The organism is Achromobacter arsenitoxydans SY8, from assembly GCF_000236785.1.
GTDB lineage: Bacteria > Pseudomonadota > Gammaproteobacteria > Burkholderiales > Burkholderiaceae_B > Achromobacter > Achromobacter arsenitoxydans.
This window is the reverse complement of record NZ_AGUF01000054.1, coordinates 1-25,847: the sequence shown is the minus strand read 5'-3', so window position 1 is coordinate 25,847 and position 25,847 is coordinate 1. Positions and strand designations below refer to the sequence as shown.

Here is a 25,847-nt window from a genome sequence, read left to right as displayed (position 1 = left end):
AAACCCCCGGTCCTTCGCCCCGGGGGTTTTTCTTTGCCTGTTGTTTCAGGCGCGCGCCATTCCCCGCGCGGGCACACGTTTGCCAACAATCTGCGGTTTCGCCGGCCGGCATGCGTCCCTACAATGAAGGCTCCCCAGACGGAGCCCTGCCCCATGCGATTGCCCAAGACCCTGCTGCGTATGCTGCGGCCCTCCGAGATCGGCGGACTGCTGATGGACTCGGCCAAGCAGTGGTCCAGCCATCGCGCCTCCAGCAAGGGAGCGGCGCTGGCGCTGTACATGGTGTTTTCGCTGGCGCCGATGCTGCTGCTGGTGATCGCCGTGGCGGGCGCGTTCTTTGGCGAAGACGCCGTGCGCTCGGAATTGGTCTCGCAGCTGCGCGACCTGATCGGCGAGCGCGGCGCAGAGGTGATCCAGACCGTGCTGGCCAGCGCCCACGAATCGGGCGGCGGCTGGATTGCCGCGCTGATTTCCATCTTCGTGCTGATCTTCAGCGCAACCACTGCCTTCGCGGAACTGAAGGCCAGCCTGGACGACCTGTGGGAGGTGTCGGGCAAGCAGAAGAGCGGCCTGCATGGCATGGTGCACAGCCGCATGCTGTCGTTCGGCCTGGTGCTGGTGCTGGCGCTGTTCCTGCTGATTTCCCTGACGGTCAACGCGGGGCTTGCGGCCGCGCGCGGCATCTATGGCGATCTGTGGACCAGTTCGACTTTCGCGCTGGTGGCTGAGTGGATATCCAATCTGTTTTCTTTCTCGGTCGTGGCGGCGCTGTTCGCTGTGATCTACAAGCTGTTGCCCAGCGCGAAGATCTCGTGGCCGGACGTCATCCCCGGCGCGATCGTGACCGCCGCGCTGTTCTTGCTGGGCAAGTGGGGTATCGGCGTGTACCTGAGCCGGGGCGCGGCCGTCTCGGCCTACGGCGCCGCAGGGTCGCTGATCGCGCTGCTGCTGTGGATCTACTACTCCGCGCAGATCTTCTTCTTTGGGGCGGTGTTTACGCGGCAATTCGCGCTGCGTTTCGGCAAGGCGGAAAGGCCGCGCGCGGCCGAGCCGCAAGCCGCCGGCCCCGCGAATCCCACGCCCGGTTCCGACGCCTAACGCGTGCGCGGCAGCGCCACGCCCAGCCGGCCGCTCCAGTCCTGCATCTCGGCCCACAAGGCCGGCGGCACCGGCAGTCCGTGCTGCAGGCGTTCGGCCTGCGCCGCGGCCTCGGGACCACCCGGCATGCGCGGCGATCCGGGCGCCTGCGATAGTTCCCGCGCCATCCCGGCCACCACCGCGGCCAGCGCCGCGCCGCCGGCGAACCGCGCGGGGTCGATGACGATGAAGAAGGCGCCCAGTTCGCGCGGGCGGTCCAGCGCTTCATACATGGACGAGATGTGCGGTCCGAACGGATTGCCGTTCAGCGGTCCACAAAGCAGCTCGACCATCATCGCCAGCCCGTAACCCTTGTAGCCGTATTCTTCACCGCCCAGCGGGCGTAGGGCGCGCGCGGCTTGCGCGTCGGTGCAATCCTGGCCTTGCGCATCCAGCGCCACGCCCGGCGGCAGCGCCACGCCGTCGCGGCGGGCGTTCATGACGCGGTTCCAGGGGATGGCCGTCGTGGCCATGTCCAGGCAGAGCGGATCGGCGTCCGCGCACGGAAAGGCCAGCGAGATGGGGTTCGTGCCGAAGAAGGGCTCGCGCCCGCCAAAGGGCGCGGCGATGGAGTCCGAATGCGTGAAGGCGATACCGATGTAGCCCTGCCGGGCAGCCGCCCGGCTATACAGGCCGATCGCGCCGCAGTGCGAGGAGTCGCTGACGCCCACCGCCGACACGCCCGCGGCGCCGGCCAGTTCGATCGCCAGTGCATTGGCCTTATGGGCCACCACGATGCCCTGCCCTTGCCCGCCATGCACCTGGGCCGTCGCCGGGCCGGTGTGCTTGATGCCGATCTGCGGCCGGGCGAGGATGGAGCCGTGCGCCACGCGGTTCAGATAGTGGGGCAGGCGTGCGATGCCATGCGAATCAATGCCCCACAGGCTGGTCTGGGCCAGGCTGCGCGCCAGACAGCGCGCGTCTTCGTCGGGGAAGTCCTGAGCCAGCAGGCAATCCGCGCCCCAGCGTTCCCATTCGGCGGCATCGACCCGGCTGGCATCCATGCCCGATTCCTAGATGGCCGCCTGCACGGCGCGGATCACGCCCAGCTCGCGCAGCGCTTCCAGGTGCGTGGTGAGGCTGGAGACGAACTCGGTGGAATCGCCCAGGTTGCCGAACACCGGCTTGAACCTGGCCAGCACCGTCGCCCGCCGTTGCGCCGCCTGCGCAGGCGATGCGGCGCGCGCGGCGACCTCGGCGCGCGACAGCAGCTTGGCCAGCCGCGCGGCGATCGGATCGTGGATGTCGTGGCGGCCGCCCTGCTCGTTCTCGCCGCGCAGGTAGTGCAGCCAGGCCGCCACCGCCAGGGTCAGCCGCTGGATATCCTGACCGGCGCGCAGGCGCTCGCGGATCGTGTCCAGCAGGCGCTGGGGCAGCTTCTGCGACCCGTCCATGGCGATCTGCTTCAGCGGATGCGGCAGCGCCGGATTGGAGATGCGCTCCAGAAAGCGCCGGCGGTATTCCTCCAGTCCCGCGTCGGGGATGCCGCGCAGCGTCGGCGCGATCTCTTCGCGCATCATGGCTTCGACGTAGGCGCGCAGGACCGGGGTGTTCACGGCTTCGGCCATGGTCTGCAGGCCCAGCGTCGCGCCCAGGTAGGCCAGCGCGGAATGCGGCCCGCTGACCATGCGCAATTTCAGGCGTTCATAGGGCGCCGCGTTGCGCACGAAAGTGGCGCCGCCCAGGGCATCCCAGGCGGGGCGGCCCGCGGCGAACTTATCCTCGATGACCCAGTTCAGGTAGGGCTCGCCCAGCACCGGCCAGGCGTCTTCCACGCCGAGCCGGCCGGCGATCCGCTGCCGGTCGTGATCCTGCGTGACGGGCACGATGCGGTCCACCATGGAATTCGGGAAGGTGCAATGGCGGTCGATCCAGTCGGTCAGGGTCACGTCGACCCGCAAGGCGAAGGCTAGCACCAGGCTGCGCAGGATGTCTCCGTTGCCGCGCAGGTTGTCGCAGGACAGCAGCGTGACCGGCGGCAGGCCGCGTTCGCGGCGCAGCGCCAGGCCATGGACCAGGATGCCGATGGTGCTGCGCGGACGCAGCGGGTTTTCCAGGTCGTGCAGGATGTCGGGGTCGTCCCAGCACAGGTGGCCTGTGGCCGGTTCGTGGCTGTAGCCTTTTTCCGTGACGGTCAGGCTGACGATGCGGGTCTGCGGATACGCAATGCGTTCCAGCACCGCGTTGGGGTCTTCGTCGGCCACCATTACCCGCAAGACCGATCCCACGACGCGCAGCTGTTCGCGTTCCTGGCCGTCGGGGCCGGCGTCGCGCACGGCCAGCGTGTACAGGCCGTCTTGCGGGGTCAGGGCGTCGCGGGTGGCGGGGCGGCGCAGCGACACGCCCAGGATGCCCCAGCTGAGGTCGCCGCTGGCCTGCATGGCCTGATCGGTCACGACCGCCTGATGGGCGCGGTGAAAGGCGCCCAGCCCCAGGTGCACGATGCCTGGCGTCAGCCGGCTGCGGTCGTAGCTGGGCTTTTCCACGTCTGCGGGCAGACGCGGCAACGACTCCGTATTCAAACGTTCAAGCATGGATGAGCAACGCCAGATATGGGGGCAACGCCAGGGTATAGCATGCCCCGTGCCGTCTCGCTACATCACCGCGCCAAGTTGCCAGGGAACGAACTCGTTTTGCCCGTAGCCGTGCGTCTCGCTGCGGGTGCGCCGGCCCGACGCGGTCTGCAGCATCAGCTGGAAAATGCGCTCTCCCATCTGCGCCACGCTTTGCGCGCCGTCAACGACTTCGCCGCAATTGATGTCGATATCGTCGGACTGGCGCTGCCACAGCGCGGTGTTGGTGGACAGCTTCAGCGACGGCGCCGGCGCGCAGCCATAGGCGGACCCGCGGCCCGTGGTGAAGCAGATCAGGTTGGCGCCCCCTGCCACCTGGCCGGTGGCGGACACCGGGTCGTAGCCCGGGGTATCCATGAACACCAAGCCACGCGTATGCACCGGCTCGGCATATTCGTAGACATCGGTGAGATTGGTCGTGCCGCTCTTGGCGATCGCCCCGAGCGACTTTTCCAGGATGGTCGTCAGGCCGCCCGCCTTGTTGCCGGCCGAGGGATTGTTGTCCATCTCGGCGTCGTTGCGGGCGCAATACTCCTCCCACCATCGCACGCGCGCCAGCAGCTTGGCCGCCACGGCGGGCGTTTCGGCACGGCGCGTCAGCAGGTGTTCGCCGCCGTAGATCTCGGGCGTCTCGGACAGGATGGCCGTGCCGCCGTGGCGCACCAGCAGATCCACCGCCGCGCCCAGCGCCGGATTGGCGCTGATGCCGGAATAGCCGTCGGATCCGCCGCATTGCAGCCCCACGGTCAAATGGCTGGCCGGGACGGCCTGGCGCTGGACGCGGTTGGCCTGGTCCAGCATGCGCTCCACCAGCTCGATGCCGCGCGTCACGGTCTTGCGCGTGCCGCCGGTGTCCTGGATGTTGAAGGTGTGCAGCATGCCGCTTTCGCGCAGGTGCTCCTGTTCCATCAGGCCGCCGATCTGGTTGGTTTCGCAGCCCAGGCCCACCACCATCAGGCCGCCAAAGTTCGGATGCCGCGCATAGCCGCCCAGCGTGCGGCGCAGCACGCGCAGCGGCTCGCCGTCGCTGCCGGTGGCGCAGCCCGCGCCGTGCGTCAGCGCCACCACGCCGTCGACGTTCGGACAGGAGGCCAGCGCCTCGGGCCGGATGTCGCGCCGGAAATGGTCCGCGATGGCGCGCGCCACCGTGGCCGAACAGTTCACGCTGGTCAGGATGCCGATGTAGTTGCGGGTGGCGACACGGCCGTCGGCGCGCACGATGCCATCGAACAGGGCCGGCGCCGCCACATAGTCCGTGGCCTGCGCACCCTGCCCGATCGCATAGTCGCGCTCGAAGTCCGAGAACTCCAGATTGTGCGTGTGAACGTGCTGGCCCGGCGCGATGGCCTGCCGCGCCACGCCAATGATCTGGTTGTAGCGCCGCACCGGCTCGCCCGCCGCGATGGCGCGCACGGCCACCTTGTGGCCGGGCGGCACCAGGCCCGCAACCGTCACCCCCTCGCTGTCCAGGCGCGTGCCGCTGACGAGCTGCCGCCTGGCGATCACCACGTTGTCCGCCGGGTGGATGCGTATGACTGCCGTATCGGTCTGGGACATGAAAACTCCGGAGAGCAAGGGGGATGTTCGATCAGCCGTCTATCAAGGCCGGATCCCAGGCATGCACGCGCTGGCGCTGTTCGCCCAGGCCGGCGATGCCCAGCTTCATCTCGTCGCCCGCCTTCAGGTAGACGGGCGCCGGCTTCTGCCCCATGCCCACGCCGGGCGGTGTGCCCGTGCTGATCAGGTCGCCCGGGTACAGCGTCATGAAACGGCTGACGTAGGCCACCAGTTGCGCCACGCCGAACACCATGGTGCGCGTGCTGCCGTTCTGATAGCGCTTGCCGTTCACTTCCAGCCACATTTCCAGATCCTGCGGATCGGGAATCTCGTCCGCCGTGGCCAGCCACGGGCCGACCGGGCCGAAGGTGTCGCAGCCCTTGCCCTTGTCCCAGGTGCCGCCGCGTTCGATCTGGTATTCACGCTCGGACACGTCGTTCACCACGCAGTATCCCGCCACGTGCTTCATCGCGTCGGCCTCGCTGACGTAGCGCGCCTTTTGGCCGATGACCACGCCCAGCTCGACTTCCCAGTCGGTCTTAACCGAATCCTGCGGCAGCACGACCGGATCGTTGCAGCCCACCACGGCCGACGTGGTCTTCATGAAGATGACCGGTTCGGCCGGCACCGGCAAGCCTGATTCGGCGGCGTGGTCCGCGTAGTTCAGGCCGATGCAGATGAACTTGCCCATGCCGCTCCAGGGCGGCGCCATGCGTCCCGGCTGCGCGACCAGCGGCAGGGACGACGGATCCAGCGCACGCAGCGCCGCCAGTCCGGCGGGACTCAGCGTGTCGGCCGTGATGTCGGAGACCACCGAGGACAGGTCGCGGACCTGGCCCTGGGCATCAATGAGGGCGGGCTTTTCAGCGCCTTTGGCGCCATGGCGCATCAGTTTCATAGCAGGTTCCTTGTTGCTGCGGTAAATGGGAATTCAATTGGACCAGCCGCCGTCGATCACCTGGGCGGTGCCGGTGGTGAAGGCGGATTCGTCGCTGGCAAGATATACCGCCAGCGCGGCGATCTCTTCGGCGCGGCCGATGCGGCCCATGGGCTGGCGCGCCGTGAACGCCGCTTCCACCGCCGCCACCGGCTGGCCGCTGGCCTGCGCCTGCGCGTCGATGCGCTGGCGCAGCGACGGCGATTCGACGGTGCCGGGGCAGATCGCGTTGCAACGGATGCCCTGAGCGACGTAGTCCGCGGCCACGGCCTTGGTCAGGCCGATCACCGCGGCTTTGGTGGCGCCGTAGGCGCAGCGGTTGGGCGCCCCCTTGATGCTGCCCGCCACCGAGGCCATGTTGACGATGGAGCCCGAGCCGCGCGCCAGCATGGCCGGCAGGCAGGCCCGGATCAGCAGGTACATGGACCGCACATTCAGGTTGAACGAAAAATCCCAGGCATCTTCGTCGCAATCCAGGATGGTGCCCGCATGCACGAAGCCCGCGCCATTGAACAGCACGTCGACCGCGCCGGCGTCCTGCGCCAGCGCACGCACGGCGCGCGCGTCGGTCACATCCAGCACTTGCGTGCGGCAGCCGGACAAGGTTTCCAGCGCGGTGCCGTTCAGGTCCACGGCCAGCACGTCTGCCCCCTCATGCGCGTAGGCCAGGGCCACGGCGCGGCCGATGCCCTGCCCCGCTGCGGTGACGATGGCGGTCTTGCCTTGCAGTCTTCCAGACATGAGCTTGCTTCCTTTTATTTGCCGGCCATGCCCATCGCGGTGGGCAGCCACAGAGTGATCTGGGGGATGTAGGTAATGGCGATCAGCGCCGCGAACAGCGGCACCAGCCACGGCAGGATGGCCATCGTGGTGCGCTCGACGGACAGCTTGGACACCCGCGCCAGCACGAACAGCACCATCCCCATCGGCGGATGCAGCAGGCCGATCATCAGGTTCAGGGTCATGATCAGGCCGAAGTGGATGGGGTCGATGCCCAGCTTCAGCACGATTGGCAGAAGAATGGGGACCAGGATGGTGATGGCGGCGATGGTGTCGATGAAGCAGCCCACGATCAGGATCAGCACGTTGGCCATCAGCAGGAACACCCACTTGTTCTGCGTCACGCTCAGGATGGCGTCGGTCAGGGCCTGCGCGGCCTGTGTCGTGGTGAGCAGCCAGGCGAACACCGAGGCCGCCGTCACGATGAACAGCACGGACGCCGTGGTCTCGATGGTGTCGAACGAGGCCTTGGCCAGGGTCCGCAACGTCATGGAGCGATACCGCACCAGGCCCAGGAACAGCGCCCAGAGCACGGCGGCCACCGCGGCCTCGGTGGGCGTAAACCAGCCCAGCGTCATGCCGCCGATCAGGATCACGGGCGCCATCAGCGCCATGACGGCCGAGAAATTGAACTTCCAGTCCAGGAGCAGCAAGGCGGCGAAGGCGATGCCCGTGGCCAGGTTGGGCGAAACGCCCGCCAGCGTCATCAGCCAGATGGCCAGCGGGAACGACAGCACGATCAGCACTTCCAGGCCCGCGCCGGCCAGCCGCTTCCAGTTGAAGGCGACGTCGCCGCCCCAGTTGTTGCGGCGCGCGTAATAGGCCACCGTGAACATCATCAGGATGGTCAGCACGAGCCCCGGAATGAGTCCGGCCAGGAACAGCGACCCGATCGACACATTGGCCATCATGCCGTAGATGACGAAAGGCAGCGACGGCGGAATGATGGGGCCCAGCGTGGCCGACGCGGCAGTCACACCCACCGCGAACTCGGTCTGGTAGCCGTGATCCTTCATGGCCTTGATCTCGATGGTGCCCAGGCCCGCCGCGTCGGCGATGGCGGTGCCGGACATGCCGGCGAACACCACCGACCCGACGATGTTCACCTGCCCAAGCCCGCCGCGCATCCACCCCACCAGCGCGACCGCGAAGTTGTAGATGCGGCCCGTGATGCCGGCGATGTTCATCAGGTTGCCCGCCAGGATGAAGAACGGCACGGCCAGAAGCGGAAAGGATTCGACGCCCGCGATCATGCGCTGCGCGATCACCACGTCCGGCACGCTGCCAGAAACCAGGATGAACAGCAGGGAGGCGCCGGCCATGGAGACCGCCACCGGCAGCCCCATGATCATCAACAGCAGAAAGGTTCCAATGAGTATGCCCATGCATCGCTCCAGGTAATGCACTGCGGTTTCTTGGGTGCAGCGGCTCGCGGCTCAGTCCGGCGACTCGTAGGCCGCGGGGTTTTCCAGGATCGAATATCCCTGCCGCCAGTTGCGCACGGACACCTGCAGCGACCGCAGGAACATCATGGCGAAGCCCGCCAACGCCACCCAGTACACATAGGCCTTGTTCCAGAACAGCGTGGTCATGGGTTCGTCGCCCACCAGCACGATGTAGCGGTAGGTCAGCCACACGGCATAGCCGAAGAAGGCGGTGCGCAGGATGTCGATCAGCGTGGACAGCGCGCGGCCGGCCGGCCTGGGTAGGTAGCGGTACAGGAAGTCCACCTGGATGTGGCGACAGGCGCGCACGCACATGGCCGAGCCCAGGAACACCACCCCGATCAGGCAATACACCGCCAGCTCTTCGGTCCAGGCGTAGGAATCGTTCAGCACATAGCGGGAGAAAAACTGCAGGAAGACCAGCAGCGCCATCGTCCAGAACATGGCCAGGCAGATCCAGTCTTCCGGCTGGTAGCCGGCCAGGCTGACCTCATGGTGATCGGCCTCTTCAAAGCTCTGGACGATCTCGTCCACCGAAGCGGCCTGGTGCGAACCGGGCGGTTGCGGCGGCGCAGGGCTGGCGGCCGCCATCGGCGCGGCCTTCGCGTTGGAATGCATGGAGTTCCCCTCGTCCGGATTCGGGTGATGACTGGCGGGCCGCCGTGGCGGCCCGCCTGGCGGCCTACTTCACCGCCTGGATCTTTTCCCAATCCGACTTTTCGTAGCCGTACTGCTTGAACGGCACTTTCTCCAGCACGGTGTTGCGGAAGTCGTCGATATTGACCTCGGCCACCGTCAGGCCGCGCTTCTTGAAGACCTCGACCATCTTCTTTTCGGAAGCGGCCACTTCCGCCGACGCCTTTTCGGCGGCCTGCTGCGCCACTTCGGAGAAGATCTTCCTGTCCTCGGCGGACAGGCTCTTCCAGAGCTTTCCGGAAATGACCGTATTCAGGTGATCGACGATGTGGCCCGTGAGGATGATGTTCTTCTGCACTTCGTAGAACTTCTTGGCCTCGATGGTGGTCAGCGGATTTTCCTGCGCTTCCACCGTGCCGTTCTGCAGGGCCAGGTAGACCTCGGCGAAGGCGATGGGCGCCGTGTTGGCGCCACAGGCGCGCGGCATTGCCAGATACGCGGCCACGTCGGGGACGCGAATCTTCAGGCCCTTCATTTCGCTGCACTTGTTGAACGGACGGTTGGACGTCGTCTGCCGCGTGCCGTAATAGGTGGTTGCGACGATGTGGTTGCCGCTCTTTTCGTCGTAGCCGCTGGTGAGTTCCTTGTAGATGTCGCTCTTGGTGTAGGCGATCAGGTGCTCGGGGCTGCGGAAGGTGTAGGGATAGTAGGTGACGCCGATGCGCGGAAAGGTCTTGGCGGCGAAGCTGGATCCGGAAATGATCATGTCCACCGTGCCCAGGGTCAGGCCCTGGTTGATATCGTTTTCCTTGCCCAGCTGAGAGGCGGGATAGACATCAATGTGATAGCGGCCGTTGGTGCGCTTTTCGATTTCCTGGGCCGCCCACACCGACGAGGTATGGAAGGGCTCGGAAGTTTCGTACACGTGCGCCCATTTCAGTTTGGTCTGGGCCAGCGCGGAGCCGCTGACGGCTAGCGCGACGGCGGCAAACAGCACTTTGATAGCGTTGCCTGGCTTCATGTTGTCTCCTCTCTTTGAGGTGGCGGGCGCGGCGGATGGAATCCTTGGCCGGACCGCGTCATGTTTTACATATGGATTTCACCTACTGAGCTGCACCTTCATACTGCGACTGCGATCCGCCGGCGCCAGCGCGCCGCCGGGTGTCTGCTATCTAGCGCAATGCCTCGGCCGCGCCGGGCCAACTGGCCGTCAGGCGGTCGTACGAGCAGGAAAGATGTTCATGCATGGCCGCCCGCGCGCCTTGCTCGTCGCCGGCGGCGATGGCGTCTATGACGCGGCGGTGCTCGGTAATGGCGACGGCCCAGCTGTCCGGGTTCTCGAAGTAGTCGCCCAGCTTCACCGACAGCGGGTTGTGGCGTTCGTCGAACAATTCGCCCACCACGCGCACCAGCACAGCGTTGTTGGCCATTTCCGCCACGCGCAGGTGGAACAGGCGGTCGCCGCGGATGGGCACGCTGCCGGCGCGCGCCTCGTCTTCCATGGCGTTCACGGCCTCGCGCAGGCCTTCCACCAGCGCGGGCGCCGGATTGAGCGCGGCCTGCGCGGCCAGTTCGCCTTCGATGGTGCGGCGCGCGCGGATGGTTTCCAGCGGGCTTTCGGCGGTCAGGCTGGCGCTGGGCGCACCGGCCAGGCTCCGCACGTAGACGCCCGAACCCATGCGGACTTCGACCCAGCCTTCGACTTCAAGCGCGATCAGCGCTTCGCGCACCGACGGGCGCGACACGCCCAGTTTCAGGGCCAGATCGCGTTCGGGCGGCAGGCGCGCGCCGGCCGGGAACTCGCCTGCCTCGATCAGCAAACGCAGCTGGTCGGCGATCTGGCGGTACAAGCGGCGGGGCTCGATGGTCTGAATCGGCATGGAATACAGCTGGATGAAAGGGCAAAAAGGTAAAGTGGCCTTACCAATTGACCAGAATCCTGCGCCTGCTTCCGTTGGGTCACAATTAGGGTTTGCCCAAAGGCTCGCGACGTGTCACGCGGGCAACCCTTATCTGTTAAAAAGCCGCCACACCCGGCTTTCTTCCGATTCCATGACCCACGATCCGCAACACTCGCCCTTCAAAAGCACTGGCGGCGCGCGCCGCGTCCTGAATGCGCTGCGCTATTCCTGGCAGGGCCTGAAGGCGGCCGTCAAATACGAGGCGGCGTTCCGCCAGGAATTGGCGCTGGCGGTCCTGATGATCCCGGCGGCGTTCTTCCTGGGCCGGACGACGGTCGAGGTCTTTTTCCTGGTGGGCGTGGTGATCATGGTGCTGGCGGCGGAACTGCTGAATTCCGCCATCGAGGCATTGGCCGACGCGCTGTCGGTCGAGCGCCACCCGCTCCTGGGCCGGGCCAAGGACCTGGGCAGCGCGGCCGTAATGCTGCTGCTGATTTTCGCCGGAGCGGTCTGGGTGGGGGTGGCCATCAGCCGTTTCGTCATGCATTGACACGGGTCGCATCCTATCGGGGATGCGACGCTATTTATACTGGGAGCCATGATGCCTAAATCGACGTCAGCACCCTCTGAGCGCATCGTCATCGTCGGCGGTGGCGCGGGCGGCCTGGAACTGGCCGCCAAACTGGGTCGCATCCACGGCCGCCAGCACATCACCCTGGTGGACAGCCGCCCCTTCCACATCTGGAAGCCTTCGCTGCACGAAGCGGCCGCGGGCACGCTGGATATCCACCAGGAAGGCCTTTCCTACCTAATGCTGGCCCACATGGACGGTTTTACGTTCGCGCAGGGCTGGCTTGAAAGCGTCGACCGCGAACGCCGCCTGATCACGGTGGGCGCAGTCAACGACGCGCAGGGCCAGGAAGTCCTGCCGCGCCGCGAACTGGCGTACGACACACTGGTGCTGGCGCTGGGCAGCACCTCGAATTTCTTCAACACCCCGGGCGCCGCGGAACATGCGGTGACGCTGGACACCACCGAAAACGCCGAACAGTTCCGCCTGACCATGCTCAAGGCCATGGCGCAGGTGGACCTGGCCAAGGTGCGCGATCCCTCCGCCCGCCTGGACCTGGTGATCGTGGGCGGCGGCGCCACCGGCGTCGAACTGGCGGTGGAGCTGACCGAAGCCAGCCACGTCGTCAGCGCCTACGGCCTGCCGAATTTCCGCGCTGAACGCGACCTGGCCATCACGCTGGTCGAAGGCGCGCCGCGCATCCTGTCGGCGCTGCCGGAAAAAATCTCGATCGCCGCGACCAACCGTCTGACCGAACTGGGCATCCGCGTGGAAACCTCATGCCGCGTGTCCGAAGTCACCGGCAATACCGTGCGCACCGCCGACGGCCGCGAATTTCCGGCCCAGCTCTGCATGTGGGCGGCCGGCATCAAGGGTCCGGCCCTGCTGGCCGACCTGGACCTGCCCCTGAACAAGCTGGGCCAGCTTGAACTCAACGAACGGCTGGAAACCCCCGATCCGCACATCCTGGCCCTGGGCGACTGCTGCGCGGCGCCTTGGCGCGACGGCCGCACCGTGCCGGCCCGGGCCCAGGCCGCGCACCAGCAGGCGGACTACCTGGCCAAGAAGCTCACGGCCCGCCTGCGCCACGCGCCCGAACCCACCGCGCCCTACGTCTACCAGGACCACGGTTCCCTGGTTTCGCTGGGCCAGGACGCCGGCGTCGGCAGCCTGATGGGCAAGCTGGCCGGACGGGGACTGTTCGTAAGCGGTACACTGGCGCGCTTGATGTACATGAGCCTGCACCTGATGCACCACCGAGCGGTGCTGGGCGCCTCGCGTACCGCCTCCCTTGCCCTGGCCCGCCTGCTCATGCGGCGCACTCGCCCGCGGGTCAAACTGCACTGAACTCCCCATGAATTTCCTGCAAAAACTCGAACACGCCTGGACCACCAGCAACTCGCTCCTGCAAGTCGGGCTGGACCCCGATCCGCAGCGCTTCCCCCGCGAATTGCAGGACAAGCCGGACGCCATCTTCCAGTTCTGCCGCGACATCGTCGACGCCACCGCGCCCTACGCCTGCAGCTTCAAGCCGCAGATCGCGTACTTCGCCGCACACCGGGCCGAAGACCAGCTGGAAGCGCTGTGCCAGCACATCCGCGACAAGCACCCGGACCTGCCCATCGTGCTGGACGCCAAGCGCGGCGACATCGGCTCCACGGCCGAAAACTACGCCCGCGAAGCCTACGAGCGCTACCAGGCGCACGCCCTGACCGTCAGCCCCTACATGGGCCTGGACTCGGTCGAGCCCTACCTGGCGTGGCGCGACCGCGGCGTGATCGTCCTGTGCCGCACGTCCAACCCCGGCGGCTCGGACCTGCAATTCCTGAAGATGGACAACGGCGAGCCCCTGTACTTGCACGTCGCGGGTCTGGTGGCCGACAAATGGAACGCCAACGGCCAATGCGGCCTGGTGGTGGGCGCCACCTTCCCGAATGAACTGGCGGCCGTCCGCCAGCGCATCGGCGACGCCCTGCCCCTGCTGGTGCCGGGCATCGGCGCCCAGGGCGGCGACATCACCGCCACCGTGAACGCGGGCGCCAACGCCGCGCGCAGCGGCATGATGATCAATTCGTCGCGCGCCATCATCTACGCCAGCGGCGGCGACGACTGGCGCCAGGCCGCCGCCACCGCGGCCAAGGGCCTGCGCGACGCGATCAACGCCGTGCGCTGATCCGCGCTCCGCAAAAAAAGCCGCCGCGCCGTGTGCAATCGCACGGCGCGGCGGCTTTTTATTTGGCGCCGATACTTCAGCGCCGGGTTTCAGCGCCGGTTGATCGGCGCCCCCACGAATTCCAGCACGGCGCGCAGCGCGAATTCCACCGAGGCCTGGCGCACCTGCGCGCGATCGCCGGGAAACACGTGCGTCACCGCGCGGCTGCTGATGCCGTCGCCCACCCGCTTGGCAAAGCCGAAGCACACCATGCCCACGGGCTTGCCCGGGGTGGCGCCGCCGGGGCCGGCGATGCCGGTGGTCGACATGGCCACGTGCGCGCCGGGCACCGCCAGCAGCACGCCGTTGGCCATTTCAAGCGCCACGGGTTCGCTGACCGCGCCGAAGTGATGCAGGGTGTCGGGCGACACCTCCAGCTCGGTCACTTTGGCGTCGTTGCTGTAGGTGACGAAGCCGCGCTCGAACCATTCGCTGGACCCCGCCACGGCGGTGACCGCACCCGCCAGCAGGCCGCCCGTGCAGGATTCCGCGGTGCCCAGCATCCATCCCTGGCGCCGCAGCACATCGCCCAGCCGCTCGGACAGGCCGAGGATGGTCGCTTCCGACAATTGCGCGGCCGTCAGGTTGGTCCGCGCGCCTTCATGCTGATCGTTCATCCCAAGACTCCTGTGCGGGCCACCAGCGCCATCACCAGCAAGGCATAGCCGGCCGCCACGATATCGTCCCACATGACTCCAAAGCCGCCCTTGACGTGGGCGTCGAAGAACTTGATGGGCGGCGGCTTGACGATGTCGAACGTGCGGAACAGCACGAACGCCAGCGCCTGCGCCATCCAGCCGGCCGGCGTCAGCCACAGCACCAGCCAGAACGCCACCATCTCGTCCCAGACCATTCCGACATGATCCGACTGCCGGAGTTCGCGGCCGACGCGATGGCAGGCCCAGCACCCATACAGGAAAGCCAGCGCCAGGAACACGCCGATGGCCAGGTCGGTGGCCGCGGGCGCCGCGGCCACCCAGATCGCCCACGCAAGGAGCGTGCCCCAGGTGCCCGACGCCGGCCGGATAAGGCCGCTGCCGAATCCGAAGGCGATCAGGCGGCCCGGATCCCGGCAAACCCAGGACAGCGCGGGGTACGCGGCCCGGGAACGATCGCGCATGGAAGTGGACTGCTTGTCGGTGGAGGACATGGGGCGTTGAATCAGCAAACGACGGGACACCGCGGATCAGGCCGCGGGAAAGTGATCGAAACCGGCAGGCAGGTCCGCCAACGGCCGGCCCTGCGCGTCCAGGACGGACAGGCCAGCCTGCGGCAGGATTTCACCCACGCGGGTCACGCGCGCACCGGCTGCCGCAGCGGCCGACACCACGGCGTCGCGCCGGGCAGCCGGCGCGGTGAAGCATAGTTGGTAGACATCGCCGCCGCCCAGCAGGGCGCGGCGCAATGGCGCGGCGTCCAGGCCCGCCAGGGCGGGCGCCGCAGGCAGGTCTGCGAACTGCAGGCGGGCTCCGGCCCGGCTTGCCGCCAGGATGTGGCCCAGGTCCTGCAACAGGCCGTCGGACAGGTCGATCGCCGCGTTGGCGATGCCGCGCAGCGCCAGACCCAGGGCCACCTGCGGCTGCGGCCATTCCAGCGCGGCGCGGGTGGCGGCCAGCAGCGGCGCATTGGCGGGATACTGCCCGTCCAGCAGGCGGTAGGCCACGTCGGCCGCGCCCAGATCGCCGGACACCCAAACGTCGTCGCCGGCCTGCGCGCCGTCGCGGCGCAGCGCCTGGCCGGCCGGGACCGCGCCGAACACGGTCACGCTGATCGCCAGATCATGCGCGCTGCGGGTGGTGTCGCCGCCAATCAACGGACAGCCGTGGGCCGCGGCCAGCGCGTGGAAGCCTTCGGCGAAGGCCGCCAGCCAGGGCTCGTCCAGCCGCGGCAGCGCCAGCCCGAGCACGCAGCCGATCGGGCGAGCGCCCATGGCCGCCAGGTCGGACAGATTGACCGCCAGGGCCTTGTGCCCCAGGGCTTTCGGATCGACGTCGGGAAAGAAATGTCGGCCTTCCAGCAGCAGGTCCGTGCTGGTGGCCACCTGTTCGCCCGCCGGAACGGGAAACAGGGCGCAGTCGTCGCCCACGCCCAGCAGGCCGTCAGGCGCCGCCCGGGTGAAATAGCGCGCGATAAGGTCGAATTCGGACGCCAAGGCAACTCCGCAGTCCGGCGAAGCAGCCGGCACCAAAACAAGACGCCCCAAAAGAGTTCGGGCGTCACAATTCAAGACGCCCTCCCCGATCCAGGCCGCGCGGAGCCGGCTCCGCCGGTCCGCAGAGGCGCCCCCCCTGGGGGAGGCGCGCGGCGCCTCGGGGGGGCCTACCTTTTAGCTGCAGCCTGGACTTCGTGCGCGCGCACGTCGGCGGCCAGCTTGTCGAGCACGCCGTTGACGAACTTGAAGCCGTCGGTGCCGCCAAACGACTTGGCCAGTTCGACGGCCTCGTTGATGGCGACCTTGTACGGCACTTCGACGTGATGGATCAGTTCGAAGCTGCCGATCAGCAGGATGCCGTGTTCAACGGGCGACAGCTCGGCCAGCGGGCGGTCGACGTAGGGCGTGAAACGTTCGCGCAGGGTGGGCGCTTCGCGCAGCACGCCATGCAGCAAGGTCTTGAACCACTGCGAATCGGCCTCGGAGAAATCCTCGGTGTCGCGCAGATGGGCGTCGATCTCGCCGGCGTCCTGCGTGCCTTCGCCGCCGCGCAGCAGCCACGCGTACACGCCCTGCAGCGCGAATTCGCGCGCACGGCGGCGCGCGCTGCGCGCGTTGGCGCGGGCCTGCGCCGCGCTATCAGCGCTGGTCGTCGTCTTCTTCGTCGTCAAAATCTTCGTCCTCGTCGTCTTCGTCTTCTTCCTCGGGTTCCAGCGCCGCCACCAGATTGGCCATTTCGACGGCCACCTGGGCGCAGTCGCGGCCCTTGCCGGCGGCGCGGGCTTGCGCCTGCTCGTCGGTGTCGACGGTCAGCACGCCGTTCGCGACGGGGATGCCGGTTTCGAGGGAGATGCGGGTGATTGCCGTGGCCATTTCATTGCTGACCACTTCAAAGTGATAGGTTTCGCCGCGGATGACCGCGCCCAGCGCGATCAGTGCGTCGAATTCAAACGTTTCGGCCATGTGGGACAGGGCGACGCCCAGTTCCAGCGCGCCGGGGACGGTGGCGACCATCACGTCGCGCTCGTCCACGCCGAGTTCGGCCAATTCCTTCAGGCACGCTTCGAGTTCGGCCTGGCCGATCTCTTCATTGAAGCGGGCGCGTACGATGCCGATGTGCAGCCCTTCGCCGTTCAGGTCGGGGGTAAGGATGTAAGGGTTCATGTGTCGGCCTTCAGTGTGTTGCGGGAGTATTCAGCGGGTCGCAATCGTAACCCGTAATGGTGAGCGAAAAGCCCGCCATGCTGGGCATCTTGCGCGGCCGGGCCAGCAGCTTCATCTGGCCCACGTTCAGGTCGCGCAGAATCTGGGCGCCGATCCCGTAGGTGCGCAGGCCGAAACGGTCGGCGTTGGCGGGATTGGACTGGGCCTTCGGGTCGTTCCAACCGGCAATCTGGCCAAACAGGTGTTCCGTGGAAGACTGGCAGTTCATCAGCACGAGCACGCCGGCCGGGGCGGCGGCAATGGCCTGCAGCGCCTGGGCCACGCCCCAGCTGTGCGGACTGGCGCCGGTATCCAGCACGTCCAGCACGGACGCCGGCTCGTGCACGCGCACCAGCGTCTCGGCGTCGGGAGTCACATTACCATGCACCAGCGCCAAATGGGCGGAGCCGGTGGCGGCGTCTTCGTAGGCGACGGCCTCGAAGGTGCCCCAGGCTGTCTGCATGGAACGCTTGCCCACGCGCTTGACGATGGATTCGTGTTCGCTGCGGTATTGGATCAGGTCGGCGATGGTGCCGATCTTCAGGCCGTGCTGGCGGGCGAATTCCACCAGGTCGGGCAGACGAGCCATGGTGCCGTCGGGCTTGAGGATTTCGCAGATGACGGCGGCGGGCGTCAGGCCGGCCATGGCCGTCAGGTCGCAGCCGGCCTCGGTGTGGCCGGCGCGCACCAGCACGCCGCCGGGCACGGCGCGCACGGGGAAGATGTGGCCGGGCTGGACCAGGTCGGACGGCTTGGCGTCGCGCGCCACCGCCACCTGGATGGTGCGGGCGCGGTCGGCGGCCGAAATGCCGGTCTCGACGCCTTCGGCGGCTTCGATGGACTGCGTGAAATTGGTGCCGTAGCGCGTGCCGTTGCGGGCGGCCATCATGGGCAGCTCAAGCTGGCGGCAGCGTTCCTCGGTCAGGGTCAGGCACACCAGGCCGCGGCCGTGGGTGACCATGAAGTTGATGGCGTCGGGCGTGACGAATTCGGCGGCCATGACGAGGTCGCCCTCGTTTTCGCGGTCTTCTTCGTCAACCAGGATGACGATACGGCCGGCGCGCAGCTCGGCGATGATCTCGGCAACCGAAGCGATGCCGAAGGATTCCGGCTCGGAGCCGGGCAAGGAGGACAACTGGACGGACATGGCGTGACACGTAAACCAGGCGGGAAAGCCCGGATTTTAGCGCCCCTGGAGGCGGAACCCCTATTGGCCCCCGACGGCCCCGTCCGAAAGAGGGCATCCGGTTAAACTTTCGCCCGGAGATCCCCCTTAGAAAACCAAGGAAAAACCTCATGCAAGCCCTTGCGGCCATGCCTTTGAACGTCGCCGCGGCCGTCCGCGTCGTCCTGACCGACATCGACGACACGCTGACCACCGACGGACGCCTGCCGGCGGACGCATACGCGGCGCTGGAACGCCTGGAACAGGCTGGCATCCAGGTCGTGCCGATCACCGGCCGCCCGGCCGGCTGGTGCGACCACATCGCCCGCATGTGGCCGGTGCGCGCCGTGGTCGGCGAGAACGGCGCTTTCTACTACGCCTACGACCGTCAGGCCCGCCGCATGACCACACATTACTGGACCGACGCGGCGTCGCGCCAGGAAAGCCGCAAACGCCTGGACGCCATCCGCGACCGCGTGCTGGCCGAGGTGCCGGGCAGCGCCGTCGCCAGCGACCAGGACTACCGCGTGGCCGACCTGGCCATCGACTTCTGCGAGGACGTGCCCGCCCTGCCCGACGAGGCGATCAGCCGCATCGTCCAGATCTTCCAGGACGCCGGCGCGCAGGCCAAGGTCAGTTCCATCCACGTCAACGGCTGGTTCGGCGACTACGACAAGCTCACGATGACCCGCACCATGTTCCAGCGCGAATTCGGCGCGGACGTGGCAACGGCCCTGGACAGCACGCTCTTCATCGGCGACTCGCCCAATGACGAGCCGATGTTCGCCTACTTCCCGATCTCGGTCGGCGTGGCCAACATCCAGGCGCAACTGCATCGCCTGACGCACCGCCCCGCGTTCGTGGCCGCCTTCCATGGCGGCGCCGGCTTCGTCGAAATGGTCGACCGCCTGCTCGCCGCCCGCCAGGCATCCCAAGTCCAGACGGCCTGAGGTCCTACCCAACGTGGCTACTTCCAAGACCGCTGCGCCCGCCAACGACGGCCGCCGCAGCATCCAGTCCATCGAGGTGGGCGTGCCGCTGCTGGCTGCGCTGGTCGACGCCGGCAAGCCCCTGACCCTGCGCGACCTGGCGGCCGGCGCGGGCATGACGTCCGCCAAGGCGCACCCCTACCTGGTCAGCTTCATCCGCGTGGGGCTGGTGCAGCAGGACGCCGCCACCGGCCAATACGAGCTGGGCCCCTTCGCCCTGCAGATGGGCCTGGTAAGCCTGCAGCGCCTGGACCCGGTGCGCATCGCCATGCCCGAGATCGCCAAGCTGCAGTCGGAAATCGGCCACACGCTGGGCATCGCGGTGCTGGGCTCGCACGGCCCCACCATGATCCACATGACCGAAGCCAGCTACCCGGTCCACGTGAACATGCGCAAGGGCACGGTGATGTCCATGCTGCATACCGCCACGGGGCTGGTGTTTGCCGCCTGGCTGCCGCCCAAGGTCAGCGAGCACTACATTGCGCGCGAGGAAGGCGACACGGCCGTCATCGCCAGCGTGCCGCCGCCGCGCAAGGCGTCGCGCGCCAACATCGAGGCGCAGCTTGCCGACATCCGCGTACACGGCATGGCGCGCGCGCTGGGCAATCCGCTGCCTGGCGTCGACGCGCTGTCGGTGCCCGTGTTCGACAACACGGGCGGCATCGTGCTTGCGCTGACCAGCCTGGGCCCGACCGGGCTGTTCGACGTGTCCTGGGACGGCGCGATCGCGCGTCCGCTGCTGGCCTGCGCACAGGAAATCTCCCATAAGCTGGGCTTCCGGGGCTGAACGCACTTCGCGCAAAAACGAAAATAAAGCGAACAAAGCGAACAAAAGACGAAAACAAAGGCAGGGACTTTCCCAGGTGTGCCGTCCCTAGTTGTGTGTTTGAATTCAGCAAAGATTCAATTCATACCTACAACAGGAGACACACGATGCAAGCCTTGCGTCTTTTGCAAGCGGCCACGCTGGCCGCCTTCGCTTTCGGAGCATCCGCCGCCCAGGCCGCCGACACCTGCTCCAACCGCGGCGATCTCGACCAGATGTACTGCGACTCGAACAAGGACCTGGTCGCCGACACGCCGACCGACGCGTCCAAGCTCAAGACGCCGTCCACGCTGGTGTTCACCTACACCCCGGTGGAAGATCCGGCGGTCTATGAAGACATCTTCAAGCCCTTCACCAAGCACCTGTCCGAATGCACGGGCAAGCGCGTGGTGTTCTACCAGGTGCAGAGCAACGCGGCCGAAATCGAAGCCATGCGCTCGGGCCGCCTGCACGTGGGCGGCTTCTCGACGGGGCCCACCGCCTTCGCCGTGAACATCGCCGGCGCCGTGCCGTTCGCGGTCAAGGGCTACGCCGACGGCTTCCAGGGCTACAACCTGATCGTCATCGTCAAGAAAGACAGCCCCTACCAGAAGCTGACTGACCTGAAGGGCAAGAAGCTCGCGCACACCGCGCCCTCGTCCAACTCCGGCCACATGGCGCCCGTGGCGCTGTTCCCCAAGGAAGGCCTGACGCCCGACAAGGACTACAAGGTCATCTTCTCGGGCAAGCACGACCAGTCCGTCATGGGCGTGAACTCCGGCGACTACGACGCTGCCGCCGTGGCGTCCGACGTGTTCAAGCGCATGGTCGAACGCGGCCAGGTCAAGGAAGCCGACTTCCGCGTGATCTACACCAGCGAGAAATTCCCGACCTCGTCGTTCGCCTACGCGCACGACCTGGAGCCGAAATTCCGCGACCAGATGCTCAAGTGCTTCTACGACTACCGCTTCCCCGCGGAAATGTCCAAGGCCTTCGACGGCGCCGACCGCTTCTATCCGGTGACCTACCAGAAGGACTGGGCCATCGTCCGCCAGGTCGCCGAATCCGGCGGCGAAAGCTTCAACCGCGCCGCCTACGACCGCGAATCCGCCAAGAGCAAGAAGTAATCCAGCATGACGACGTCGCTACGCATTTCCGGCCTGGTCAAGGAATACCGGGCCGGCCGGCCGGTACTCAACGGCATCGACCTGCAGATCGCCGGGCAGGGGCTCACCGCCATCATCGGTCCTTCGGGCACCGGGAAAAGCACGCTCCTGCGCTGCATCAACCGGTTGATCGAACCCACCAAGGGTGAGATCGTGCTGCAGTCTCAGGACGGTTCCGTGGACCTGGCGCACGTGCGCGGCGCGTCGCTGCGCCGCGCGCGCCGCCGCATCGGCATGGTGTTCCAGGAATACAACCTGGTCGAACGCCTGACCGTGATGGAAAACCTGCTGACCGGACGGCTGGGCTATACCTCGGCCGTGAAGGCGTGGATGCGCCGCTTCGAACCCGAGGACATCGAGCACGCCTACAAGCTGCTGGACACCGTCGGCCTGGCCGGGTTCGCCGACCAGCGCGCCGACGCGCTGTCGGGCGGCCAGCGCCAGCGCGTGGGCATCGCCCGCGCGCTGATGCAGCGCCCCCAACTGCTGCTGGCCGACGAGCCCACGTCCTCGCTGGATCCCAAGACCTCCGTCGAGATCATGGAGCTGCTGTCCGCGCAGGGCAGCGCCACCGGCATCCCCGTTATCGTCAACATCCACGACGTCGAACTGGCCCGCCGCTACGCCACGCGCATCGTCGGCATGTCGGGCGGCCACGTGGTGTATGACGGCGACGGCCAGGGCCTGGACGCGACCATGCTCAAGACCATCTACGGAGGCGAGTCTTGGCTGGAATGATGCAACCGCGGGGCGCCCATCGCCCCTTCGCCATGTCGGGGCGCGCCAAGGCCGGCGTGCTGCTGCTGGTGCTCTACACCCTGTATGCCGGCGCGCAGCTCGACTTCAGCTGGACGCGCTTCGAATCCGGCATGGGACACGCGTCGACGTTTCTTGCGCGCATGTTCCCGCCCAACTTCGAGAAGCCCGCCACCTTGTGGAAGGGCATCGCGGAAAGCCTGGAAATCGCGGTCCTGGCGTCGGTGCTGGGCATTATCCTGGCCCTGCCCGTCGGCCTGCTCGGCGCGCGCAACCTGATGCCCGCGTGGATCTCCTGGCCCGCGCGCTCGCTGGTCGCGCTGTGCCGCGCGCTGCACCCGGTCATCGTCGCCATCCTGTTCGTCAAGGCCGTGGGCTTTGGCGCGCTGGCCGGCATCCTGGCGCTGACCGTCGCGTCCATCGGCTTCATCGGCAAGCTCTTCACCGAGGCCATCGAGGAGATCTCGCTCAAGCAGGTGGAAGCGGTGCGCGCCACCGGCGCGTCGTTCGCCAACGTCATCGTGTTCGGCGTGCTGCCGCAGGTGTTTGCCCGCTTCATCGGCTTCGCCACCTACCAGTTCGACTCGAACCTGCGCAACTCCACCATGGTGGGGATCGTGGGCGCGGGCGGCGTGGGCGGCACCCTGTTCTCGGCCTTCCAGCGCTTCGATTACGACTTCGTCAGCGCCATCCTGCTGACCCTGATCGCCATCATCATGCTGGGTGAAATCCTGGCCGGCTTCGTGCGGGCGGTGTTCCTGGACAACCTGGGCTTCGACCGCATCCTGCAGAGCCGCTTCGCCGGCGCGCGCGGCGTGGGCACCAGCAAGCCGACGGCGGCGCGCAAGGCGGAGGTGGACGAATGAACGCCCACGTTTCCCCCTTGAACCCCGCCGGCCAGCCGCGCGTCTGGCAGCGCTACAGCATGGGCCAGCGCCTGCTGCGCTTTGCGCTGTACCTGCTGGTCGTGGCCGCCATCGTGCAGGCGATCCGCGGCGTGGAGGTCATACCGGAGTTTCTGTACGACGCCCCCGAGCAGATGGCCGATCTGTTCCGGCGCATGTGGCCGATCGACTGGGCCTACTACCCGGACGGCGTGCACAACGCGCTGATCGAAACGCTGCACATCGCCACGCTGGGCACCATCCTGTCGGTGATCATGGCCGTGCCGGTGGGCCTGCTGGCGGCCAACAACCTCACGCCCAGCAAGACGATCAACATGCTGGCCCGGCTGATCCTGGTATCCAGCCGGTCGGTCAACTCGCTGGTGTGGGCCCTGTTGTTCATCGCCATCTTTGGCCCCGGGGCGCTGGCCGGCACGCTGGCCATCGCGTTCCGCTCCATCGGCTTCGTCGGCAAGCTGGTGGGCGAAGCCATCGAAGAAGCGCAGCGCGGCCCGATCGAGGCCGTGACCGCGACCGGCGCCAGCAAGGCCTCGGTGATCTGGTATGCCTACTGGCCGCAGATCCGCCCGGCGTTCTGGTCCATCGTGCTGCTGCGCTGGGACATCAACGTGCGAGAATCGGCCGTGCTGGGGCTGGTCGGCGCGGGCGGCATCGGCATGGCCCTGGACACGGCGCTGAACCTGTTCCAGTGGGACCGCGTGGCGCTGGTGCTGGCCGCCATCTTCGGCGTGGTCGTGCTGGCGGAGATCATCATTACCCAGGCCCGCAAGCGCATCCTCTGACGCGCTGCGCCGACCTGCTTTCCCCTTGGGCCGCCCGGCGACGGGCGGCTTTTCTTTTTCAGAAGCGGACGCTGACGCTGGCCCGAACCCCGTGGTCCTGGGCCGAACTGGCGAGCTGCCCCTGATACGACAGTCCGACGGCGGCGTTTCCCGAAACCTGGATGTCCAGCCCGGCCTCGATCACCGCGCTGTTCTTCGCGATGGGCGCGCCGGCCACGGTAAAGGAAGGGCCCGCCGAATAGGCCTGGGTGGCCGTCGGCCGGACGTCTCCGAAGGCGTGGCGCCAGCCCAGCGAACCCCGGGCCGAGGCTTGCGCGCCGCCCAGTTCGAAGCGGGTTGCGGCGCGCGTTCCCAGCGTCGTGAACGTGGTCTCGCTGGTCTGGCCCTTTGCGTGCAGCGCGGCCGCGCCGCCGCTTTCGGTATAGCCGTCCGTCCTGAAATTGACATAGGCCAGGTTGGCGTACGGTTCAAGCGCGACGGACGGCGTTTCAATGCGGTAGCTCAGGTCCGCGAACACCTGCGCCGTGCGGCCGTCGTAACCGGCCTTCAGGCGATCCGAGAAGCCGGCCATGGAGACCGACCTGCGGGTAGCGATGTCGTGCCAGCTATAGGCCGCGCCGCCGCGCAGGCCCAGCGCGCCCCACTGGCCGCCGCCATAGGCGCCCAGGTGGTAGTTGTCGCTGTCGCCCGAGGACGCCCGGTCGCGCACGTCGAAATCGCTGCGGCTGTAGCCCGCCATCATGCCGACGCGCCAGGCCTCGGACACCGGCGCATCCACGCCCATCAGGAAGCCCCCGGTCGAACTGCGGACCCGGGCGGCGTTGCCGTCGCCGTCCACATGACTCCAGGAGCCCATGCCCTGCAGCCAGGCGGCGGCTCCCCGGGTGTTCGGGGCGGCCAGCCGCGCGCCGTCGCCCGCCGCGGTCAGGACCGGCGCCGACACGGCGCCAACGCTATCCGCCGCCGCCCCTAGGCGGGCGCCGATGGCGTCGCGCACATAGCGGCTGTCCTGCAGCAGCACCGTCTTGGCGGACGCGTGGATTTCGCCCGACAGCTGATCAAAGCTGGATTGCAGCAGGCCCCTGTCGTCCGGCATCTGGACCAGCGCGTCATAGACCGCATGCCCGCTTGCAAGGCCAAGGCTGTCGATGGCGCCCGCCGACGCGCGCTGGTTGCGCGTGGCCGCAGCCGAGGCCATGGTCCGTTCGTTGCGCGCCAGGATCAGCGATACGCGGCGCGCGCCGTAATCGTAGGCCAGCGACGGCGTCAGGAACGCGAAGTCGGACGTGACCGAGTCGAAGCGGCCAGACAAGCTGCCGTCCGCCGCCAGGATGGTGTAGCTGGCGCGCGGATCATAGTTGCCGCTGGCGCCGATATGCGCCACGGCGCCGCCATTGAGCGTCGCGTTGCCCGTGACATGGACCAGGTCCGACTCGCTGCCCGCGGGATTGGTCTCGACAGCAAAACGCGCGCCCTGCTCGACCACCAGATCGCCGTCGACGGTCAGCGTGCCGATGGAATTGCCGGGCGACAGGATGCCGCCCGCGGCAACCGTGATGGCCGAGCCCGCACCGGACCCGACCGTGCCCGAGCCGCCCAGTACCCCGCCCGCGCCGATGCTGATCGAACCGCCCAGGCGGCCGTTCGTGGCCAGCCTGCCGCCCTGGATGAGGGTGCTGCCGGTAAAGCCCGAACTGTCTCCGCTCAGGCCCAGCGTGCCGGAGCCAGCCTTGACGAGCGCCCCGCCGCCGGAAATGGCGCCGTCGAACACGCCATCGGCGGCCTGCTCGAACACCAGCGCGCCGTCGTTGACGACATTCCCCCGGATCGAACTTGCCGAGCCGACCAGCGTGCCGGCCTGGATCCAGGTGTTGCCGTAGGCGTTGCCCGCATTTCCCAGCCGCAGCGTGCCCGCGCCGCGCTTGATCAGGTCGCCGCCGCCCGACACCGTGCCGGCAAGTCCCAGCGTGGCGCCCGCCGCCACGTCAAAGCTGCCGCTCTGCGCCAGCGTGATGGCGCGCGACGTATTGAAGGAGGCCGCCGCGGCCAGCGCGCCGCCCTGGAATGTCAGCCCCCCCGCCGCATCGCCCAGGTTCGCGTCGCGCGAAACCTCCAGGGTGCCGCCGGCGATTACGGTGCCGCCGGTGTAGCGGTTGTCGTTGCTCAGCACCAGCG

Annotated in this window: 26 protein-coding genes; 10 read left to right on the top strand and 16 right to left on the bottom strand. The window is 67.6% G+C overall.

The window, feature by feature from the left end:
- Nucleotides 1-153: 153 nt before the first annotated feature.
- Nucleotides 154-1,098 carry a YihY/virulence factor BrkB family protein gene (locus KYC_RS15440; protein WP_008163903.1) on the top strand — a complete coding sequence of 315 codons (945 nt, stop codon included), beginning with the start codon at nucleotides 154-156 and terminating at the stop codon, nucleotides 1,096-1,098.
- Here KYC_RS15440 and KYC_RS15435 read toward each other — a convergent pair.
- From KYC_RS15435 to KYC_RS15395, 9 genes are all read right to left on the bottom strand, one after another.
- Nucleotides 1,095-2,141: an Ldh family oxidoreductase gene (locus KYC_RS15435; RefSeq protein WP_008163901.1), complete on the bottom strand. Its 1,047-nt coding sequence runs from the start codon at nucleotides 2,139-2,141 to the stop codon at nucleotides 1,095-1,097. The two genes, KYC_RS15440 and KYC_RS15435, sit on opposite strands and share 4 nt — an antisense overlap.
- Nucleotides 2,142-2,150: 9 nt before the next feature.
- Nucleotides 2,151-3,671, bottom strand: a complete 1,521-nt coding sequence (locus KYC_RS15430; protein WP_008163899.1) for a mannitol dehydrogenase family protein — start codon at nucleotides 3,669-3,671, stop codon at nucleotides 2,151-2,153.
- Between the two features lie 60 nt (nucleotides 3,672-3,731).
- Nucleotides 3,732-5,267, bottom strand: a complete 1,536-nt coding sequence (locus KYC_RS15425) for a UxaA family hydrolase (RefSeq protein WP_008163898.1) — start codon at nucleotides 5,265-5,267, stop codon at nucleotides 3,732-3,734.
- Between the two features lie 31 nt (nucleotides 5,268-5,298).
- Complete coding sequence (locus KYC_RS15420; protein WP_008163895.1) at nucleotides 5,299-6,165, bottom strand: fumarylacetoacetate hydrolase family protein; 867 nt, start codon at nucleotides 6,163-6,165, stop codon at nucleotides 5,299-5,301.
- Nucleotides 6,166-6,198: 33 nt separating this feature from the next.
- Nucleotides 6,199-6,945 carry an SDR family oxidoreductase gene (locus KYC_RS15415; RefSeq protein ID WP_008163893.1) on the bottom strand — a complete coding sequence of 249 codons (747 nt, stop codon included), beginning with the start codon at nucleotides 6,943-6,945 and terminating at the stop codon, nucleotides 6,199-6,201.
- 14 nt (nucleotides 6,946-6,959) lie between these two features.
- On the bottom strand, nucleotides 6,960-8,369 hold the full coding sequence (locus tag KYC_RS15410) for a TRAP transporter large permease (protein WP_008163891.1): 1,410 nt from the start codon (nucleotides 8,367-8,369) through the stop codon (nucleotides 6,960-6,962).
- Between the two features lie 51 nt (nucleotides 8,370-8,420).
- The gene (locus KYC_RS15405) at nucleotides 8,421-9,047 is read right to left on the bottom strand and encodes a TRAP transporter small permease (RefSeq protein WP_008163889.1); all 627 of its coding nucleotides are present in this window, start codon (nucleotides 9,045-9,047) and stop codon (nucleotides 8,421-8,423) included.
- A gap of 64 nt (nucleotides 9,048-9,111) precedes the next feature.
- On the bottom strand, nucleotides 9,112-10,086 hold the full coding sequence (locus KYC_RS15400; RefSeq protein WP_008163887.1) for a sialic acid TRAP transporter substrate-binding protein SiaP: 975 nt from the start codon (nucleotides 10,084-10,086) through the stop codon (nucleotides 9,112-9,114).
- A gap of 151 nt (nucleotides 10,087-10,237) precedes the next feature.
- Nucleotides 10,238-10,945 (bottom strand): FadR/GntR family transcriptional regulator, encoded by a 708-nt coding sequence (locus KYC_RS15395; RefSeq protein ID WP_008163885.1) that lies wholly within the window; start codon nucleotides 10,943-10,945, stop codon nucleotides 10,238-10,240.
- Nucleotides 10,946-11,117: 172 nt separating this feature from the next.
- Here KYC_RS15395 and KYC_RS15390 point away from each other — a divergent pair, with 172 nt between their 5' ends.
- From KYC_RS15390 to pyrF, 3 genes are read left to right on the top strand one after another with little or no spacing between them, the layout of a single operon-like run.
- Nucleotides 11,118-11,516 carry a diacylglycerol kinase gene (locus KYC_RS15390; protein ID WP_008163883.1) on the top strand — a complete coding sequence of 133 codons (399 nt, stop codon included), beginning with the start codon at nucleotides 11,118-11,120 and terminating at the stop codon, nucleotides 11,514-11,516.
- 48 nt (nucleotides 11,517-11,564) lie between these two features.
- Nucleotides 11,565-12,884, top strand: a complete 1,320-nt coding sequence (locus KYC_RS15385) for an NAD(P)/FAD-dependent oxidoreductase (protein ID WP_008163882.1) — start codon at nucleotides 11,565-11,567, stop codon at nucleotides 12,882-12,884.
- A 7-nt stretch (nucleotides 12,885-12,891) separates the two neighbouring features.
- Nucleotides 12,892-13,710 carry an orotidine-5'-phosphate decarboxylase gene (pyrF, locus tag KYC_RS15380; protein WP_008163880.1) on the top strand — a complete coding sequence of 273 codons (819 nt, stop codon included), beginning with the start codon at nucleotides 12,892-12,894 and terminating at the stop codon, nucleotides 13,708-13,710.
- Nucleotides 13,711-13,799: 89 nt separating this feature from the next.
- Here pyrF and KYC_RS15375 read toward each other — a convergent pair whose 3' ends face one another.
- The 6 genes from KYC_RS15375 to ribBA all read right to left on the bottom strand — a co-directional run bounded on the left by KYC_RS15375 (nucleotide 13,800) and on the right by ribBA (nucleotide 18,251).
- On the bottom strand, nucleotides 13,800-14,366 hold the full coding sequence (locus KYC_RS15375; RefSeq protein ID WP_008163879.1) for a CinA family protein: 567 nt from the start codon (nucleotides 14,364-14,366) through the stop codon (nucleotides 13,800-13,802).
- Nucleotides 14,363-14,869, bottom strand: coding sequence for a phosphatidylglycerophosphatase A family protein (locus KYC_RS15370; protein WP_043518608.1), 507 nt, complete (start codon nucleotides 14,867-14,869; stop codon nucleotides 14,363-14,365). Before KYC_RS15370 ends, KYC_RS15375 begins: the two co-directional genes overlap by 4 nt.
- 66 nt (nucleotides 14,870-14,935) lie before the next feature.
- Entirely contained in the window at nucleotides 14,936-15,901 is a 966-nt protein-coding gene (gene thiL / locus KYC_RS15365) for a thiamine-phosphate kinase (RefSeq protein WP_008163874.1), read from the bottom strand.
- 167 nt (nucleotides 15,902-16,068) lie between these two features.
- A complete protein-coding gene (nusB, locus tag KYC_RS15360) occupies nucleotides 16,069-16,572 on the bottom strand; it encodes a transcription antitermination factor NusB (protein ID WP_008163872.1) in 504 nt (167 codons plus the stop codon).
- Entirely contained in the window at nucleotides 16,541-17,065 is a 525-nt protein-coding gene (gene ribH, locus KYC_RS15355) for a 6,7-dimethyl-8-ribityllumazine synthase (RefSeq protein ID WP_008163869.1), read from the bottom strand. The genes nusB and ribH overlap by 32 nt, the downstream gene beginning before the upstream one ends.
- Before the next feature lie 10 nt (nucleotides 17,066-17,075).
- Nucleotides 17,076-18,251, bottom strand: a complete 1,176-nt coding sequence (gene ribBA / locus KYC_RS15350; RefSeq protein WP_008163867.1) for a bifunctional 3,4-dihydroxy-2-butanone-4-phosphate synthase/GTP cyclohydrolase II — start codon at nucleotides 18,249-18,251, stop codon at nucleotides 17,076-17,078.
- 149 nt (nucleotides 18,252-18,400) lie between these two features.
- Between ribBA and KYC_RS15345 the strand changes: the two genes are divergently transcribed.
- The 6 genes from KYC_RS15345 (at nucleotide 18,401) to phnE (KYC_RS15320) (ending at nucleotide 23,672) form a co-directional block, all read left to right on the top strand.
- Nucleotides 18,401-19,219, top strand: coding sequence for an HAD-IIB family hydrolase (locus KYC_RS15345; protein WP_008163864.1), 819 nt, complete (start codon nucleotides 18,401-18,403; stop codon nucleotides 19,217-19,219).
- Nucleotides 19,220-19,232: 13 nt separating this feature from the next.
- Entirely contained in the window at nucleotides 19,233-20,045 is an 813-nt protein-coding gene (locus tag KYC_RS15340; RefSeq protein WP_008163862.1) for an IclR family transcriptional regulator, read from the top strand.
- 146 nt (nucleotides 20,046-20,191) lie between these two features.
- A complete protein-coding gene (gene phnD / locus KYC_RS15335; protein WP_008163859.1) occupies nucleotides 20,192-21,190 on the top strand; it encodes a phosphate/phosphite/phosphonate ABC transporter substrate-binding protein in 999 nt (332 codons plus the stop codon).
- A gap of 6 nt (nucleotides 21,191-21,196) precedes the next feature.
- Entirely contained in the window at nucleotides 21,197-21,967 is a 771-nt protein-coding gene (gene phnC, locus KYC_RS15330; RefSeq protein WP_008163858.1) for a phosphonate ABC transporter ATP-binding protein, read from the top strand.
- On the top strand, nucleotides 21,967-22,851 hold the full coding sequence (gene phnE / locus KYC_RS15325) for a phosphonate ABC transporter, permease protein PhnE (RefSeq protein ID WP_008163856.1): 885 nt from the start codon (nucleotides 21,967-21,969) through the stop codon (nucleotides 22,849-22,851). Before phnC ends, phnE (KYC_RS15325) begins: the two co-directional genes overlap by 1 nt.
- A complete protein-coding gene (phnE, locus tag KYC_RS15320) occupies nucleotides 22,848-23,672 on the top strand; it encodes a phosphonate ABC transporter, permease protein PhnE (protein WP_043518597.1) in 825 nt (274 codons plus the stop codon). Before phnE (KYC_RS15325) ends, phnE (KYC_RS15320) begins: the two co-directional genes overlap by 4 nt.
- Before the next feature lie 58 nt (nucleotides 23,673-23,730).
- On the opposite strand, the gene KYC_RS15315 is transcribed toward phnE (KYC_RS15320), so the two are convergent.
- Nucleotides 23,731-25,847 (bottom strand): autotransporter outer membrane beta-barrel domain-containing protein (locus tag KYC_RS15315; protein ID WP_043518596.1); only part of this gene is annotated, 2,117 nt, incomplete at its 5' end.